Raw genomic sequence first — 16,481 nt, 5'->3', positions numbered from 1 at the left:
ATCAGGACCGGCGTCATCGCCGCGGTCCCGGCGCCAGGGCTGGTCCGGGCACCGATACGCACTGTTCACCTCGGAGGTAGCGGGTCACGCTGGGCACCCTGGACAATGGCGCCGTGACAGCGAGCGAAACCACCAAGTCGACGACCGAAACCAACGGCACGGCGTCCGGAGCCACCGGGCGCCCGGCCCGACGCCCCCGCACCCGCCCGGCGACCCCGGCGACCACCAGCGGTCCGATGGGCGATCCGATGGCGGACGCGATGGTCGAGCCGTTCCACGGCGGGCCGTCCGAGGTCGCGGTGGACAGCGCGGTGGTCGCCGAGATCGAGGACGACGCGCTGCCCGACGACCGGTTCTCCAACCGCGAGCTGTCCTGGCTGGACTTCAACGCCCGGGTACTGGCCCTGGCCGAGGATCCCCGGCAGAAGCTGCTGGAGCGGGCCAAGTTCCTGGCCATCTTCGCCTCGAACCTGGACGAGTTCTACATGGTGCGCGTGGCCGGCCTCAAACGTCGCCGGGACATGGGGTTGTCGGTGACCAGCGCGGACGGGTTGACGGCGTCCGAACAGCTGGCGTTGATCTCGGCCCGGACCCGCGAGCTGGTCGAGCGCCAGGGCCGCTGCTTCGTCGACGAGGTACTGCCGGCGCTGGCCGATGCCGGCATCCGGATCGTGCACTGGAGCGAGGTGAACGAGGCCGACCGGGCCCGCCTGGGCGAATACTTCACCGCCCGGATCTTCCCGGTGCTGACCCCGCTGGCCGTCGACCCGGCCCACCCGTTCCCCTACATCTCCGGGCTGAGCCTGAGCCTGGCCATCATCGTGCGGAATCCGGAGACCGGCACCGAACGGTTCGCCCGGGTCAAGGTGCCGCCGAACGTGGACCGCTTCATCCAGGTCCGCCGGGGCGTCTACGACTTCCTGCCGCTGGAGGAACTGATCGCCACCCATCTCGGGCAGCTGTTCCCGGGCATGGATGTCACCGAGCACCAGGCGTTCCGGGTCACCCGCAACGCCGACCTGGAGGTCGAGGAGGACCGCGACGAGGACCTGCTGCAGGCGCTGGAGCGCGAGCTGGCCCGGCGCCGGTTCGGCCCGCCGGTCCGGCTGGAGGTCACCAACACCACCAGCGAACGAGTGCTGGCCTGGTTGCTGGCCGAGCTCGACGTCGACCCGGCCGATGCCGTCGAAGTCCCCGGACTGCTTGACCTGTCCAGTCTTTGGCAGCTCTACGGGATCGACAAGCCGGGCCTGAAGGATGCCCCGTTCGTGCCGGCCACCAACCCCGCGTTCGCCGAAGGAGAGACGCCCAAGAGCGTCTTCTCGACGTTGCGCGACGGAGATGTGCTGCTGCATCACCCGTACGAGTCGTTCGCCACCACCGTGCAGCGGTTCATCGAGCAGGCCGCGGCCGATCCCCGGGTGCTGGCCATCAAGCAGACCCTGTACCGCACCTCGGGCGATTCCCCCATCGTCGACGCGCTGATCTCGGCCGCGGAGGCCGGCAAGGAGGTGGTCGCCCTGGTCGAGCTGAAGGCCCGATTCGACGAGCAGGCCAACATCTCCTGGGCCAAGGCGTTGGAACGGGCCGGCGTGCACGTGGTCTACGGCCTGGTCGGGCTCAAGACGCACTGCAAGACCGCGCTGGTCATCCGGCAGGAGGGCAAGACCCTGCAGCGCTACTGCCACCTGGCGACCGGCAACTACAACCCCAAGACCGCGCGCATCTACGAAGATCTCGGGCTGCTGACGGCCGACCCGGACATCGGCGCCGACCTGACCGACCTGTTCAACGTGCTGACCGGCTATTCCCGGCAGACCGAGTACCGGAACCTGCTGGTGGCCCCGCAATCCATCCGCAGCGGGATCGTCACCCGGATCGAGCGGGAGATCGAGCACCAGCGGGCCGGGCGGGGCGGCCTGGTCCGGCTCAAGATGAACTCGATCGTGGACGAGCGGGTAATCGACGCGCTCTACCGGGCCTCCCGGGCCGGCGTGGCCGTCGACGTCACCGTCCGCGGGATCTGCGCCCTGCGCGCCGGCGTCCCCGGGTTGTCCGAGAACATCACCGTCCGCTCGATTGTCGGCCGGTTCCTGGAGCACTCGCGGATCTTCTACTTCCGCAACGGCGGCCAGCCGGTCGAGGGCGGCGGCAGCACCGAGGAGTACTGGATCGGCAGCGCGGACATGATGCACCGCAACCTGGACCGCCGGGTCGAGGTCCTGGTCCAGGTCAAGGACAAGGGTGCGACCGACCGGATGGCCCGGTTGTTCGAGCTGCTGACCGCGCCCGACACCCGCTGCTGGACCCTGGGTCCGGACGGTTGGACGCCCTCGCCGGTGGACGGTCCGGGGGTGGACATCCAGGAGGAGCTGCTGCGCGGCCGGGTGGCCCGTGGCGAGTGAGTCCGCCGCGGTGATCCGCGCCGCCGGCGCGGTGCTGTGGAAGCCGTCCCGACGGGACGGCCTGCGGATCGCCCTGGTGCACCGGCCGCGGTACAACGACTGGTCGCTGCCCAAGGGCAAGGCCGAGCACGACGAGGTCCCCCAGGTGACCGCGGCCCGGGAGGTCGAGGAGGAGACCGGTTTCCGGGCCGCCATCGGCCGTTCGCTGACCACGGTGTCCTACACCACCAGCGCCGGCCCGAAGACGGTGCAGTACTTCGCCGCTCGCCGGCTCGGCGGCTTCTTCGCGCCGAACAAGGAGGTCGATCGGCTGGAGTGGCTGTCCATGGACAAGGCCCGGGCCCGGATGAGCTACGAGTTCGACCGGGCGGTGCTGAGCACCTTCGCCCTGGAACCCGCGGCCCAGCAGGGGGTGCTGCTGGTGCGGCACGCGCGGGCCGGCCAGCGGGAGGCCTTCGTGGGCGACGACGCCCTGCGCCCGTTGGACGCCAAGGGCCGCCGGCAGGCGGCGGCCCTGGTCGGTGAGCTGGGCGTGTACGCGCCGACCACGGTGCACAGCGCGCCGCTGGAACGCTGCCGGGGCACGGTGGCTCCCCTGGCCGAGAAGCTGGGCACCGGCGTCGTGCCGGAGAAGTCGTTGTCCGAGGACGCCTACCGGGACGACCCGGCCGCGGCCCGGCGCCGGTTGGTCGACCTGGCGGTGGCCCAGCTGCCGGGCGAGACCACCGTGGTGTGCAGCCAGGGCGGCGTCATCCCGGGCGTGGTCAAGTCGCTGGCGACCCGGGACGACGTGCCGGTCGCCGGGGTCAGCACCCCGAAGGCGGCCTATTGGTTCCTGTCCTTCGACGGTCGCCGGCTGGTGCAGGCGGATCCCTATCCGGCGCCCCAGGTCTGAGCACCCGGGCCGGACCGCCACGGGGTCTGCCGCGCGCCCGGCACCCCACGAACCCGCCGCCAACGCCAGCGCCCCGGCCGACGTGGCGCGAGGCCACGTCCGCCGGGGCGGAGGTTCGAATCGGGGAAACCTGAACCGGACTGACGGGCCGGACTAGCTGGACGCGGCCGCCGCAGCCTTGGTGGCGGTCCGCCGGGCCGGCGCCTTGGTGGCCGTGGTCTTGGCGGCGGCCTTGGGCGCCGTCGCCGTCTTGGCCGCCGCGGCCGTCTTGGTCGCCCGGGTGCTGGCCGCCTTCGGAGCCGCCGCCGCCGCGGTCTTGGTTGCGGCGGAGCGCGTCCGGGTCGCGCCGGTGGTCGCCGTCGCGGCCGGCTTGGCCGCCGCCGCCCGGGTGCGGGTGGTGGTCGTCTTGGCCGGAGCCGCGGTGGACGCCGCGGCCCGGGTGCGGGTCGTGGTCGTCTTGGCCGGGGCGGCGGCGGCCGCGGCACGAGCGGCGGCCGCGGCGGCACGGGCCGTCAGCGGGGTGTTGCTCGGCTTGGGCAGCTTGACCGTGCCGGCGATGACGTCCTTGAAGTACTTGCCGGGACGGAAGGCCGGGACGTTGGTCTTGCGGACCTTGACCGCCTCGCCGGTGCGCGGGTTGCGCGCGGTGCGCGCCGCGCGGGCCCGCTTCTCGAAGACCCCGAAGCCCGAGATCGAGACGCTGCGACCCTTCTGGACCTCACGCTGAATGAGGTCGATCACGCCTTCGACCGCAACCTGCGCCTTCTTCTTGTCTCCGTCCAACCGCTCGGCGAGCTGGTTGATCAGGTCGGTCTTGTTCACTGTCCCTCCCGGGCACTCGGGCCCGCGGTACGTTGGGGGCCGATTGCTGGCACACGGTAGGCGCAAACCGGCGAAAGCGCTAGTGCGCCACGCCCAGGAACCAGTGCAGTCTAACGGTTCTCAGCTTCTCCACACGCTCGCCGGGAGCCGCCGGACCCGCCCCGCCCGCTCGTCCCGCCGTCGAGATCGACTGCGCGACAGACGATTCGAGATGCGGCGGGCCGGGCGGGCGGTTACTGGGTGACCGGCTTGAACGACGGCCGGGACGCCTCGAAATTGGTGATCTCATCGGCGTGCCGAAGGGTCAACGAGATGTCGTCCCAGCCTTCGAGCAGACGCCAACGGATGTACGGATCGATCTGGAATTTGATGACCAGGGACCCCGCGGTAATGGTCTGGGCCTGCAGGTCGACGGTCACCTCGGTGCCCGGTTCGTTTTCCAGCAGCTTCCACAGCAACTCGACCTCGTCCTGGGTCACCTGTGCGGCGACCAGCCCGGCCTTGGCCGAATTGCCCCGGAAGATGTCGGCGAAACGGGGCGAGATGACGACCCGGATCCCGTAGTCCATCAGCGCCCAAACCGCGTGCTCCCGCGACGATCCGGTGCCGAAGTCGGCCCCGGCCACGAGCACCGAGCCAGACCGGAAATCGGACTGGTTCAGCACGAATGTGGGATCGCCTCGCCAGGCGGCGAACAATCCGTCCTCGAATCCGGTCCGGGTGATCCGCTTGAGGTACACGGCCGGGATGATCTGGTCGGTGTCCACATTGGTCCGGCGCAGCGGAATCCCGACACCGGTATGGGTCGTGAATGCGTCCATCGTTGTCTCCTTGGGCAGCAGGTTCGGCGAAATCGGGACCGGGTCAGGCGTTCGATCCGGCCGGAACGGCCGCCGGCTCGAGATCGGCCGGGGAGGACAGGGTGCCGCGGACCGCGGTCGCCGCGGCGACCAGCGGCGAGACCAGGTGCGTGCGTCCGCCCTTGCCCTGACGACCCTCGAAGTTGCGGTTCGAGGTCGACGCGCTGCGCTCTCCGGGAGCGAGCTGGTCGGGGTTCATACCCAGGCACATCGAACAGCCCGCGCTGCGCCACTCGGCCCCGGCGTCCAGGAAGACCTGGTCCAGGCCCTCCTCCTCGGCTTGCGCGCGCACCCGCATCGAGCCGGGCACGACCAGCATGCGCAGCGTCGGGTCGATGCGCCGCCCGCGCAGGATGTCCGCGGCGGCCCGCAGGTCCTCGATCCGGCCGTTCGTGCAGGAGCCGAGAAAGACGGTGTCCACGTGGATCTGGCGCAGCGGCGTGCCCGGCGTCAGATCCATGTAGGACAGGGCCTTCTCGGTGGCCAGCCGCTCGTTGTCGTCGACCATGGCCTCCGGGTCGGGCACCACGTCGGACAGCGGCAGGCCCTGGCCGGGGTTGGTGCCCCAGGTCACGAACGGGGTCAGCGCGGAGCCGTCCAGGATCACCTCGGCGTCGAAGGTCGCGTCGTCGTCGGTGCGCAGCGAACGCCAGTACTCGACGGCCCGGTCCCAGTCCTGGCCCTTGGGCGCGTGGTCGCGGCCCTGGACGTAGGCGAAGGTGGTCTCGTCCGGCGCGATCATGCCGGCCCGCGCCCCGGCCTCGATCGACATGTTGCAGATCGTCATCCGGCCTTCCATGGACAGGGCCCGGATCGCCTCCCCGCGGTACTCCAGGACGTAGCCCTGGCCGCCGCCGGTCCCGATCTTGGCGATGACCGCCAGGATGATGTCCTTGGCCGTCACCCCGGGGGCCAGCGTGCCCTCGACGGTGATCGCCATCGTCTTGAACGGCTTGAGCGGCAGGGTCTGGGTGGCCAGCACGTGCTCGACCTCGCTGGTGCCGATGCCGAAGGCCAGCGCGCCGAACGCGCCGTGGGTGGAGGTGTGCGAGTCCCCGCAGACGATGGTCATGCCCGGCTGGGTGATGCCCAGCTGCGGACCGACCACGTGCACGATGCCCTGCTCGTAGTCGCCCATCGGGAACAGCCGGACGCCGAACTCGGCGCAGTTAGCCCGCAGGGTCTCCACCTGGGTGCGCGAGACCGGGTCCTCGATCAGCAGATTGCGGCTGCGGGTGCCGCCGTCGGCGTCGACCTGGAACAGGGTCGGCACATTGTGGTCCTCGGTGGCCAGCGTGAGGTCGGGCCGGCGCACCGGCCGGCCGGCCTGCCGCAGCCCGTCGAAGGCCTGCGGGCTGGTCACCTCGTGCACCAGGTGCAGGTCGATGTACAGCAGGTCGGGCTCGCCCTCCGCCGCGTGCACCACGTGCGCGTTCCAGACCTTCTCGGCAAGCGTCAGCGCCATCGCCAGTTTCTCCCTGTCACCCACAGGGATGTCCGGGGGCATTCGGCGGCCGGATGGACATCTCACTATGTGGGAATCTAGTATCGCCTCATGGGACAGCATAGCGGTATCGGTGTCCTGGACAAAGCCGTCGCCGTGCTCACCGCGGCGGCCGCGAACCCGTTGACGCTGGCCGAACTGTGTGCGGTCACCGGGCTGCCCCGGGCCACCGCGCACCGGCTGGCCGTCGGCCTGGAGGTGCACGGGCTGCTGACCCGGGACGCCGGCGGCCGGTGGTGCCAGGGACCGCAGCTGGCCGTGCTGGCGGCCGGGGCGCCCGACCCGCTGGTGCGGGCCAGCGCCGGGGTGCTGCCCGAGCTGCGGGACATCACCGGCGAGAGCGTGCAGGTCTACCGGGCCGACGGGCTGTCCCGGGTGTGCATTGCGGTGGCCGAACCGACCTCCGGGCTGCGGGACACGGTGCCGTTGGGGGCCCGGCTGCCGATGACCGCGGGTTCGGGTGCCCAGGTGCTGACCGCCTGGGCCGATCCGGCCTACCGGCGGGCAGTCCTGGCCCAGGCCGGCTTCACCGAACGGTCCCTGGACCAGGTGCGCCGGCGCGGCTGGGCGCAGTCGGTGGCCGAGCGCGAGGCCGGGGTGGCCTCGGCGTCCGCACCGGTCCGCTCACCCGCGGGCGAGGTGATCGCGGCGGTGTCGGTGTCCGGCCCGGTGGACCGGATGGGCCGGCAACCCGGTGTCCGCTGGGCACAGGACCTGGTGGCCGCGGCCCGCGCGTTGACCGCCGCCCTGGAACCGGCGTCCTGACCCCTTCGCGGGCCCGGGCCCGACACGAAAAAGGCCGGGCGCTCGCGCGCCCGGCCTGTTCCACTTCTGTAGCCCCGAAGGGATTCGAACCCTCGCTACCGCCGTGAGAGGGCGGCGTCCTAGGCCGCTAGACGACGGGGCCCTAGAACTACTCAGAACTTCAACATGTTCACCCGGCGACGCTGCCGAACCTCGAACATGCTACCCGACCGAAACGTGTGGCCACGCCAGCCGGACGCTGGGGTACTAGGACTCGAACCTAGAATGAGGGAATCAGAATCCCTAGTGTTGCCAATTACACCATACCCCAAGGGCCCCATTGACCTTCCGGCCGGCCGGGGCACCGGCAGACAATACTACCGGCCCGGTGCTCTCATCCCAAATGCAGCCCGTCGGCGTCGACGACGAGCTCGTCCAGGGTGGCGATCTGGACGACCGCACCGGCCGCGGCGGCCTGGTCCGGCCGGGCGAGTCCGGCTCGATTGAGCCACACCGGGGCCAACCCGGCGGCTGCGGATCCCAGCACGTCGACATCCCAGCGGTCTCCCACGTAGGCCAGCTCGGCCGGCGCCCGGCCGAGCCGCTCGGCGGCCAGCCGAAAGATCTGCGGGTCCGGCTTGGCCACGCCCAGATCGCCGGAATAGAACCCGTCCGCGGCCAGCTCGTCCAGCCCCACCGCCGCGAGCTTGGCCCGCTGATGCGGCCCGTCGCTGTTGGACAGCACGTGCACGGCGATACCGGCCCGCCGCAGCCGGTCCAGCGCCGGCCGGACGTCGGCGAACGCGCGGAAGTGCCCAAAGATCGCCTCGTGCCGCCGCTGCTCCATCAGCTCGTGGTCCAGTTCGCGGGCCGCGGGTCGATCGATCGCCTGGAGGAAGGCCGCCATCCGGCTGCGCCGCATCTGGTCGAAGTCCAGCTCACCGAGGGTGAAGCGGGTGTACTCCCGTTCCGAGACCTGGCGCCAGGCCCGGTGCGCGGCCTCGAGCAGGTCCTGATCCGCGGTGGTGTCACGCCCCGGACCGGCCCCCAGCGCGGCCAGCACCAGATCGGACAGCGCGGCCCGGGCCGCACCGGCGAAGTCGATGAGGGTGTCGTCGACGTCGAACAGGACGGCGGACAGCGGGCCGCCCGGCCGGGGACCGCCCTCAGGCACCAGCCGGGCCCGCGGGCACGAGGGCCCGGGCGGCCCGCAGCCGGGTCAGCGCGACGTCGCGACCGAGCAACTCCATCGACTCGTACAGCGGCGGGGAGACCGTCCGCCCGGTGACGGCGACCCGGACCGGCCCGAAGGCCACGCGGGGCTTGAGCGCCAGGCGGTCGATCAGCCGGGCCTTGAGCTCGGTCTCCAACGCGGCCGCGGTGAACTCGGGCACCGTCTGGGCCGCGGCGATCGCCTCGTCCAGCACTGGGGCGGCGTCGGCCTTGAGCACCTTGGCCGCCGCGGCCTCGTCGACGGCGAAGTCGTCGCCGGCGAACAGGAACTCGGCCATGGTGGCCGCCTCGGACAGCAGCGCGGAGCGTTCCTGAACCAGCGGGGCGACGGCCGCGACCAGCACACGCTGCTCATCGGACGGCTCGGCCGGCAGCGTCCCGGTGGCCGCGAGGTAGTCGGCCAGCCGGCCGGCGAAGTCCTCGGGTCCGAGCAACCGGATGTGCGCGCCATTGATCGCGGTGGCCTTCTTGCGGTCGAAGCGGGCCGGGTTGCCGGAGATCCGCGTCCCGTCGAAGGCGCCGACCAGCTCGGCCGGGGTGAAGATGTCCCGGTCCTCCCCACCTACCGCCGGCAGCGACCAGCCCAGCAGGGCCAGGTAGTTGACCATGCCCTCGGTGATGAACCCGTCGTCGCGGTACTGGAACAGGTTCGACTGCGGGTCCCGCTTGGACAGCTTGCGGTTACCCTCGCCGGTGACGAACGGCAGGTGCCCGAACTGGGGCACCAGCTCCGCCCGCCCGATGTCGATCAGCGCCTCATACAGCGCGATCTGCCGCGGCGTGGAGGGCAGCAGGTCCTCACCGCGCAGCACGTGGGTGATCCCCATCAGCGCGTCGTCGACCGGGTTGACCAGGGTGTAGAGCGGGTCACCGGTGCCGCGGACCAGGACGGGGTCGGGCACCGTCCCGGCCGGGAAGACGACCCGGCCGCGAACCAGGTCGTCGAACCCGATGTCCCGGTCGGGCATCCGCAGCCGGAGCACCGGCGCCCGGCCGGCTGCCGTGGCCGCCTCGATCAGGACGGGATCGGGAGTGCGGTCGTAGTTGTCGTAACCGAGCTTGGGGTCGCGGCCGGCGGCCAGGTGCCGCGCGGTGACGTCCTCGGCGGTGGAATGCGACTCGTACAGGTGCCCGGCGGCCACCAGTTCGGCGACCACCTCGCGGTAGATCTCGCCGCGCTGGCTCTGCCGGTAGGGGGCGTGCGGGCCGCCGATCCCGGGACCCTCGTCCCAGTCCAGGCCCAGCCAGGTCATCGCGTCGACGATTGCCTCGTAGGACTCCTCGGAGTCCCGGGCGGCGTCGGTGTCCTCGATCCGGAAGACGAAAGTGCCGCCGTGGTGCCGGGCGAACGCCCAGTTGAACAGGGCGGTGCGGGCCAACCCGACATGCGGGGTACCGGTCGGCGAGGGGCAGAAGCGAGCGCGAACCGGGCGCGAATCCGGCCGATCCGCCGGCGAAGGTGTCTGTGTCATGGCAGGACCGACCCTATCGCCCCACCCCCGCTCCCCCGGCACGGATCAGATCCCCCACCCCCACCCCCGCGCGGATCAACTCCCCCACCCCCCGCTCACCCGCGCGGATCAACTTCCCCAGCGCGGATGAACCTGCACCGAATGTGACCGGTGGGACAGCAGGACACGACTTCATCCGCGCGGACCCGGCTGGCGGCCTTGCGCGGATGAACCTGCACCGAATGTGATTGGTGGGACAGGAGTCGACGACTTCGGCCGCGCCGGCGAAGATGATCCGCGCGGGAAGGAGGGGGCCGGCAGGAAGGACGGGGCGGGAGAGGGGGCGCGCGGGGCGGTCAGCGGGCCTGGATGGGATTGGTCAGGGTGCCGATGCCCTCGACGGTGATGGAGATGCTCTGGCCGGCGACCATGGGCCCGACGCCGGCCGGGGTGCCGGTGAGCAGGACGTCGCCGGGCAGCAGCGTCATGATGCCGCTGACGTACTCCAGGAACTCGCCGATCGAGAAGACCATGTCGGCGGTGGACCCGTCCTGCACGACCACGTCGTCCAGCTCGGTGGTGATCCGCAACTCGGAGGGATCCAGCTCGGTCTCGATCCACGGGCCGAGCGGGCAGAACGAGTCGTAGCTCTTGGCCCGGGTGAACTGAACGTCGGCCTTCTGCTGGTCGCGGGCGGTGACGTCGTTGCCGACGGTGTAGCCCAGGATGACCGAGGCGGCGTCCTCGGCCTTGACGTCCCGACAGGGCTTGCCGATGACCACGGCCAGTTCGCCCTCGTAGTCCACCCGCGCCGAGTTCGCCGGCAGCTTGATCGCCGCGTTCGGCCCGATGACGCTGGTCGAGGGCTTCATGAACAGGATCGGGCTGGTCGGCACGGGGTTGCCCAGCTCGGCCGCATGGTCGCGGAAGTTGCGACCCAGGCACAGCACCTTGGACGGCAGGATCGGCGCCAGCAACCGGACATCGGCCAGCGGCCAGGACTTGCCGGTGAAGGTCGGCGCGCCGAACGGGTGGTCGGCGATCTCCCGGGCCCGCTGCTCGCTGCCGTCGGGCCCGTCGATGGCCACGAAGGCAACGCCGTCGGGATGGGCAATTCGGGCCAGTCGCATGCGAGAGGAGCCTTTCGAGGCGGTCGGGCGGGTCAGGTGGGCAGGACGGGGTTTCCCGTCGACGAGGGCAGGACGTAGACGAGTGCGTCGACCAGCGCCTGCCAGGAGGCCTCGACGACGTTGGCGTGCACGCCCACGGTGGTCCATTCCTGGGGGCCGCGCAGGCCCTGGATCGAGCTGGACACCAACACCCGGGTGATCGAGTCGGTGCCGGCATGGCCGGCCAGGATGCGGACCTTGTAGTCGACCAGTTCGACCTCGTTGAGCTCCGGGTAGCGCTCGGCGACGGCGCTGCGCAACGCCGAGTCCAGGGCGTTGACCGGTCCGTTGCCCTCGGCGGTGGTGATGATCCGCCGGTCGCCGACATGCACCTTCACCGTGGCCTCACTGCTGACCGTGCCGCCGGTGTTCTCCACGATCACCCGGTAGGACTCGAGGGTGAACGGCCGCGGCGGCACCTCGACGCCGGCCGCGGCGGCGTCGGTGGCCGCCAGCTCGTCGCGGATCAGCAGCTCGAAGGAGGCGTCCGCCGCCTCGTACGACCAGCCGGCGGCCTCACGGTCCTTGACCGCGTCGACGATCCGGCCCACCGCGTCGGTGCGCCCGGCCAGATCGACGCCGAGTTCCTTGGCCTTGAGCTCGACCGAGGCCCGGCCGGCCATCTCGGTGATCAGGATGTGCATGTCGTTGCCGACGACGGTCGGGTCCAGGTGGTTGTACAGGTCCGGGTCGACCTTGATCGCCGAGGCGTGCAGGCCGGCCTTGTGCGAGAACGCGGACGAGCCGACGTAGGCCTGGTGGGTGTTGGGGGCGATGTTGGCCAGCTCGGCCAGCGCATGCGAAACCCGCATCATCTCCGGCAGCGCGCCCTCCGGCAGCACAGGCAGGTTCATCTTGGTGGTCAGGTTGCCCACCACCGCGAACAGGTCGGCGTTGCCGGCCCGCTCGCCGTAACCGTTGGCCGTGCACTGCACATGGGTGGCCCCGGCCTGCACCGCGGCGACCGTGTTGGCCACCGCGCAGCCGGTGTCGTCCTGGCAATGGATGCCGACGCGGAAGCCGCCGCGCTCGCGGACCTCACGGACCACCCGCTCGATGCCCATCGGGAGCATGCCGCCGTTGGTGTCACACAGCACGACCACGTCGGCGCCGGCACTCACCGCCGCCTCGGCCACCCGCAGCCCGTAGTCCCGGTCGGCGGCGTACCCGTCGAAGAAGTGCTCGCAGTCCAGGAACACCCGCCGGCCGTGGTCGACCAGCAGCCGCACGGTGTCCCCGACCATGGCCAGGTTCTCGCTCAGCGTGGTGCGCAGGGCGCGTTCCACATGCCGCACGTCGGACTTGGCGACCAGCGTGATCACCTCGGCCCCGGAGTCGAGCAGGGCCCGGACCTGCGGGTCCTGATCGGCCCGGGTGCCGGCCTTACGGGTGGCCCCGAAGGCGACCAGCTTGGCCGTGGTCAGCGCCAGCTCCCCGGCCGCGGCCCGGGCGAAGAACTCGGTGTCCTTGGGCATCGCCCCCGGCCAGCCACCCTCGATGAAGCCGACCCCCAGCTCGTCGAGCAGCGTCGCGACCGCGATCTTGTCGGCCACCGAGTAGGTGATGCCCTCGCGCTGGGCACCGTCGCGCAGCGTGGTGTCGAAGACGTGGAAGGCATCGCCCAGCGGCGAGCTGCGACGGGTCGCAACTCGCGGCGGGGCAACCGGCGAGACGGCGGAGGTGGTCGACACGGTCATGGTCACGGCATTCGTCAGGGGTGGCTGGAACGGATCAGCTGGAGGCCAGGGCGGCCAACCGGTCGCCGATGGCCGTGGTCCGGCCGACGGACCCACTCTGCCGGGTTGCCAGGTCGAAGGCCACCGCGGCCTCCACCCGCCGGGCCGCCTCGGGCAGGCCCAGGTGGTCCAGCAGCAGGGCCACCGACAGCACGGTGGCCGTCGGGTCCGCGGTCCCGGTGCCGGCGATGTCCGGCGCACTGCCGTGCACCGGCTCGAACATGCTCGGGTTGGTGCGCGAAACGTCCAGGTTGCCGGAGGCGGCCAGCCCGATGCCGCCGGAGACGGCGGCGGCCAGGTCGGTGAAGATGTCGCCGAACAGGTTGTCGGTGACCACGACGTCGAACCGGCCCGGGTCGGTGACCAGGTAGATCATGGCCGCGTCCATGTGGCAGTAGGCGACGGCGACGTCCTGGTACTCCATGGACACCTCCTCGACCACGCGGCTCCACAACTGGCCGGAGTGCACCAGCACGTTGGTCTTGTGCACCAGGGTCAGGTGCCGGCGGGGACGGCGGGCGGCCCGCTCGAACGCGTCCCGCACGACGCGTTCGACGCCGAAGTAGGTGTTCAGCGAGACCTCGGTGGCGATCTCGTGCGGGGTGTCCTTGCGCAGGATGCCGCCGTTGCCGACGTACGGGCCCTCGGTGCCCTCCCGCAGCACGACCAGGTCGATGGCCTTGTCCCCGGCCAGCGGCCCGGGCACGCCCGGGTAGAGCCGGGCCGGCCGCAGGTTCACGTGGTGATCGAGCTCGAACCGCAGCCGCAGCAGCAGGCCGCGCTCCAGGATCCCCGAGGGCACGGTCGGATCGCCGACGGCGCCGAGCAGGATCGCGTCGTGCTCGCGCAGTTCGCGCAACACCGAGTCCGGGAGCAACTCACCGGTCCGGTGCCAGCGCGCCGCACCGAGGTCGTACTCGTTGGTCTCGACGTCGGGCACGACGCCGCGCAACACCTTCAGTCCCTCGGCCACCACCTCTGGACCGATGCCGTCACCGGGGATGACCGCCAGCTTCATTGTTGACCTCTCTCATGCCATGGGGCGGGCCGTCACGCCGCGGGGGCACTGCACCCCTTACCCGGACCCGTATCGAGCCCGGCAAAGGGTACCGTCCGACGAACGATGGAGTTTGCGCTCGGTAGGCGCCGGGTCACTCGGCCGGGATGCCCCGCACCTGGATGGCCTCGATCGCGGCACCGATCCTGTCGAGCAGGGCCTGGTCGGGCAGCCGGTCCACCCGCAGCACCATGATCGCCGCGTGGCCGTCCAGCTCCTGGGACAGCTGGGCCGCCTCGATGTTGGTGCCCTGCTCGCCGAGCAGCGCGCCGATGGTGCCCATCACGCCGGGCCGGTCACCGTAGGCGAAGACCAGCAGGTTGCCCTCGGCCCGCAGGTCGAAGTGGCGCCCGTTGATCTCGATCAGCTTGGCCACCTGCCGGGGCCCGGACAGCGTGCCGGAGACGGTCCGCTGAGAACCGTCGGCCATTGCCGCCCGCAGCCGCACCGAGGACCGGAAGTCGCCGATCTCCTCGGTGGACTCGCCGGTCAGGGTCAACCCGTGCTCGGCGGCCAGGGCCGGCGCGTTGACGAAGGTGACGGCGTCGGTGATGACGCTGCCGAAGATGCCGCGGACGGCGGCCAGCTGCAGGATCGAGGTATCCATCGCGGCCAGGTCGCCGCGGACCTCGACCGAGACCTGACTGGGCACGCCGCCGGTGACCGCGGTGAGGATGGTGCCCAGCCGCGACACCAGCGGGATCCACGGCTGCAGCTCGTCCGAGACCGGGCCGGCCGCCTGCACGTTCACCGCGTCAGGGACGAAATCGCCGCGCAGCGCGAGCTTGACCGACCGGGCGACGGCGGTGCCGGCCTTGTCCTGGGCCTCGTTGGTGGAGGCGCCCAGGTGCGGGGTGAGCACCGTGTTGGGGGCGGTCCGCAGGGGGCTGTCGGCGCCCAGCGGCTCGTTGACGAACACGTCGAGTCCGGCCCCGGCCACCCGGCCCTCGGTGAGCGCGTCGGCCAACGCCTGCTCGTCGATGAGTCCACCGCGGGCGGCGTTGACGATGATCACCCCGGGCTTGACGGTGGCCAGCTCGGCCGCGCCGATCAGCCCCAGCGTCTCGGGCGTGCGGGGCAGGTGGATGGAGATGATGTCGGCGGTGGCCAGCAGCGTCGGCAGGTCGACCAGGCGCACGCCGAGGGCGGCCGCGCGGGCCGGCTGCAGGTATGGGTCGTAGGCGATGACGCTGGTGCCGAACGCCGCGATCCGGGCGGCGAACAGCTGGCCGATGCGGCCCAGGCCGACCACGCCAACCGTCTTGTCGGCGATCTCGACGCCGGTGAACTTGCTGCGCTTCCACTCCCCCGCGCGGAACGAGGCGTCAGCGGCGGGGATCTTGCGGGCCACCGAGAGCAGCAGCGCGATGGCGTGCTCGGCCGCGGTGATGATGTTCGACTGGGGGGCGTTGACCACCAGCACGCCCTTGGCGGTGGCCGCAGGCACGTCCACGTTGTCCAGGCCGATGCCGGCCCGGGCGACGACCTTGAGCTGCGGCGCGGCCGCGAGCGCCTCGGCGTCCATCGTGGTCGCCGACCGGATCAGCACCGCGTCGGCGTCCTTGAGGGCCGGAAGCAGGGCGCTGCGATCGGCGCCGTCCACGTGCCGGATCTCGACCTCGGAGCCGAGGACGTCCAGGGCGGACTGGGCCAGTTGCTCGGCGATCAGCACGACGGGTTTGGGCACGGCTTGTCATCTCCACGGTCGGTCGGGGCTGGCGGCGCTCGATCCGGCCGGCTCACGCCGGCGATCACTGGGCAACCACGGACGTGCGGCGAGTCGGCCGTGCGCGTCCGGGCAATCATGCTACTTGGCCTTTGCTCGGCCACCGACCGGTGGTTCGCCGCGACCGCCGGCCCGACGCTCCCGTCTCCTCGCAGTCCGACGTCGGCACCCGGGCGTCAATTCACACCGATGGCGGTATCAAGTCGGTTGCGAACCTCTCCTGGAGTCACAGGCAGCGATATCGTCCTTGCGTGCATCGTGGTCGACAAACCGTCGGCCGGCGCTCCGACAGAACGGAACCCCCATGAGCACATCCCCCGGTTACCCCGGCAGCGGCAACGACCCGTACAGCACGCCTAATCAGCCGAGCGCGGCCGGCGCCAACCCCTACGAGCAGCCCAGCTACCCGCCGGTCGGCCAGTACCCGGGCGGCGCCCAGGGCTACCCGCCGGCCGGGGCCTACGGCGCCGGACCGACCCTGGCCCGCCCGGGCATGGTGACCGCGGCCGCGGTCCTGGCCTTCGTGGTCGGTGGCCTGGCCATCCTCGGCGGCCTGCTGGCCCTGTTCGCCGGCAGCGCGCTGACCGGTTACATCGGCGGGCTCGGCGGCCTGGTGATCGTGATCTCGATCCTGATCCTGGCCGTCGGCGCCCTGTACATCTGGGCCGGCGTGATGGCCTTGCAGGGCAAGAACGCCAAGATCCTGACCATCGTGGCGATCGCCGCGTCCGCCCTTCAGTTGCTGAGCATGATCAGCGACTTCAGCACCAGTTCGCTGATCGGGCTGGCCATCTCGGTCGCCATCATCGCGCTGCTGCTGCAGCCGGTCAGCAAGGCCTGGTTCAAGGCCAAGGGCGCCCCCACCTTCTAATCACCGCA

Annotated in this window: 13 protein-coding genes and 2 tRNA genes; 4 read left to right on the top strand and 11 right to left on the bottom strand. The window is 71.3% G+C overall.

What is annotated here, in order from left to right; translation table 11 throughout:
* Positions 1-113 precede the first annotated feature (113 nt).
* Together NAMU_RS07410 and NAMU_RS07405 are read left to right on the top strand one after the other, a co-directional pair.
* Positions 114-2,405, top strand: a complete 2,292-nt coding sequence (locus NAMU_RS07410; protein ID WP_015746787.1) for an RNA degradosome polyphosphate kinase — start codon at positions 114-116, stop codon at positions 2,403-2,405.
* Positions 2,395-3,300 carry an NUDIX hydrolase gene (locus NAMU_RS07405; RefSeq protein ID WP_015746786.1) on the top strand — a complete coding sequence of 302 codons (906 nt, stop codon included), beginning with the start codon at positions 2,395-2,397 and terminating at the stop codon, positions 3,298-3,300. The genes NAMU_RS07410 and NAMU_RS07405 overlap by 11 nt, the downstream gene beginning before the upstream one ends.
* A 153-nt stretch (positions 3,301-3,453) precedes the next feature.
* On the opposite strand, the gene NAMU_RS07400 is transcribed toward NAMU_RS07405, so the two are convergent.
* From NAMU_RS07400 to leuC, 3 genes are all read right to left on the bottom strand, one after another.
* Positions 3,454-4,122, bottom strand: a complete 669-nt coding sequence (locus NAMU_RS07400) for an HU family DNA-binding protein (RefSeq protein ID WP_015746785.1) — start codon at positions 4,120-4,122, stop codon at positions 3,454-3,456.
* 233 nt (positions 4,123-4,355) lie between these two features.
* The gene (gene leuD, locus NAMU_RS07395) at positions 4,356-4,943 is read right to left on the bottom strand and encodes a 3-isopropylmalate dehydratase small subunit (protein ID WP_015746784.1); all 588 of its coding nucleotides are present in this window, start codon (positions 4,941-4,943) and stop codon (positions 4,356-4,358) included.
* Between the two features lie 43 nt (positions 4,944-4,986).
* Positions 4,987-6,447 carry a 3-isopropylmalate dehydratase large subunit gene (gene leuC / locus NAMU_RS07390; RefSeq protein ID WP_015746783.1) on the bottom strand — a complete coding sequence of 487 codons (1,461 nt, stop codon included), beginning with the start codon at positions 6,445-6,447 and terminating at the stop codon, positions 4,987-4,989.
* 90 nt (positions 6,448-6,537) lie between these two features.
* On the opposite strand from leuC, the gene NAMU_RS07385 reads away from it, so the two are divergent.
* Complete coding sequence (locus NAMU_RS07385) at positions 6,538-7,251, top strand: IclR family transcriptional regulator (RefSeq protein WP_015746782.1); 714 nt, start codon at positions 6,538-6,540, stop codon at positions 7,249-7,251.
* A gap of 69 nt (positions 7,252-7,320) precedes the next feature.
* Here the strand turns inward: NAMU_RS07385 and NAMU_RS07380 are convergent.
* The 8 genes from NAMU_RS07380 to serA form a co-directional block, all read right to left on the bottom strand.
* Positions 7,321-7,393 (bottom strand) — tRNA-Glu (locus NAMU_RS07380).
* A 96-nt stretch (positions 7,394-7,489) separates the two neighbouring features.
* Positions 7,490-7,561: transfer RNA gene (locus tag NAMU_RS07375), tRNA-Gln, on the bottom strand.
* Positions 7,562-7,624: 63 nt separating this feature from the next.
* Positions 7,625-8,404, bottom strand: a complete 780-nt coding sequence (locus NAMU_RS07370; RefSeq protein ID WP_015746781.1) for an HAD family hydrolase — start codon at positions 8,402-8,404, stop codon at positions 7,625-7,627.
* On the bottom strand, positions 8,397-9,935 hold the full coding sequence (gene gltX / locus NAMU_RS07365; protein ID WP_015746780.1) for a glutamate--tRNA ligase: 1,539 nt from the start codon (positions 9,933-9,935) through the stop codon (positions 8,397-8,399). Before gltX ends, NAMU_RS07370 begins: the two co-directional genes overlap by 8 nt.
* Positions 9,936-10,270: 335 nt before the next feature.
* Complete coding sequence (locus NAMU_RS07360; protein WP_015746779.1) at positions 10,271-11,044, bottom strand: fumarylacetoacetate hydrolase family protein; 774 nt, start codon at positions 11,042-11,044, stop codon at positions 10,271-10,273.
* Positions 11,045-11,076: 32 nt separating this feature from the next.
* A complete protein-coding gene (gene cimA / locus NAMU_RS07355; protein WP_015746778.1) occupies positions 11,077-12,780 on the bottom strand; it encodes a citramalate synthase in 1,704 nt (567 codons plus the stop codon).
* Positions 12,781-12,814: 34 nt separating this feature from the next.
* Positions 12,815-13,837: a 3-isopropylmalate dehydrogenase gene (locus tag NAMU_RS07350; RefSeq protein WP_015746777.1), complete on the bottom strand. Its 1,023-nt coding sequence runs from the start codon at positions 13,835-13,837 to the stop codon at positions 12,815-12,817.
* 133 nt (positions 13,838-13,970) lie between these two features.
* The gene (gene serA, locus NAMU_RS07345; RefSeq protein WP_015746776.1) at positions 13,971-15,563 is read right to left on the bottom strand and encodes a phosphoglycerate dehydrogenase; all 1,593 of its coding nucleotides are present in this window, start codon (positions 15,561-15,563) and stop codon (positions 13,971-13,973) included.
* 343 nt (positions 15,564-15,906) lie between these two features.
* Here serA and NAMU_RS28845 point away from each other — a divergent pair, with 343 nt between their 5' ends.
* Positions 15,907-16,473, top strand: coding sequence for a hypothetical protein (locus tag NAMU_RS28845; protein ID WP_015746775.1), 567 nt, complete (start codon positions 15,907-15,909; stop codon positions 16,471-16,473).
* Positions 16,474-16,481 lie beyond the last annotated feature (8 nt).

It is taken from the genome of Nakamurella multipartita DSM 44233 (assembly GCF_000024365.1).
Classification (GTDB): Bacteria; Actinomycetota; Actinomycetes; order Mycobacteriales; family Nakamurellaceae; genus Nakamurella; species Nakamurella multipartita.
Note: the sequence above shows the minus strand (reverse complement) of the source record. Positions and strands in the feature narration are given on the sequence as shown.

Bases quoted from the DNA above. Each gene is read 5' to 3' on its own strand.
- NAMU_RS07360 (WP_015746779.1), bottom strand. From the start codon at position 11,044: ATGCGACTGGCCCGAATTGCCCATCCCGACGGCGTTGCCTTCGTGGCC.
- leuD (WP_015746784.1), bottom strand. From the start codon at position 4,943: ATGGACGCATTCACGACCCATACCGGTGTCGGGATTCCGCTGCGCCGG.
- NAMU_RS28845 (WP_015746775.1), top strand. From the start codon at position 15,907: ATGAGCACATCCCCCGGTTACCCCGGCAGCGGCAACGACCCGTACAGC.
- NAMU_RS07350 (WP_015746777.1), bottom strand. From the start codon at position 13,837: ATGAAGCTGGCGGTCATCCCCGGTGACGGCATCGGTCCAGAGGTGGTG.
- leuC (WP_015746783.1), bottom strand. From the start codon at position 6,447: ATGGCGCTGACGCTTGCCGAGAAGGTCTGGAACGCGCACGTGGTGCAC.
- cimA (WP_015746778.1), bottom strand. From the start codon at position 12,780: ATGACCGTGTCGACCACCTCCGCCGTCTCGCCGGTTGCCCCGCCGCGA.
- gltX (WP_015746780.1), bottom strand. From the start codon at position 9,935: ATGACACAGACACCTTCGCCGGCGGATCGGCCGGATTCGCGCCCGGTT.
- NAMU_RS07385 (WP_015746782.1), top strand. From the start codon at position 6,538: ATGGGACAGCATAGCGGTATCGGTGTCCTGGACAAAGCCGTCGCCGTG.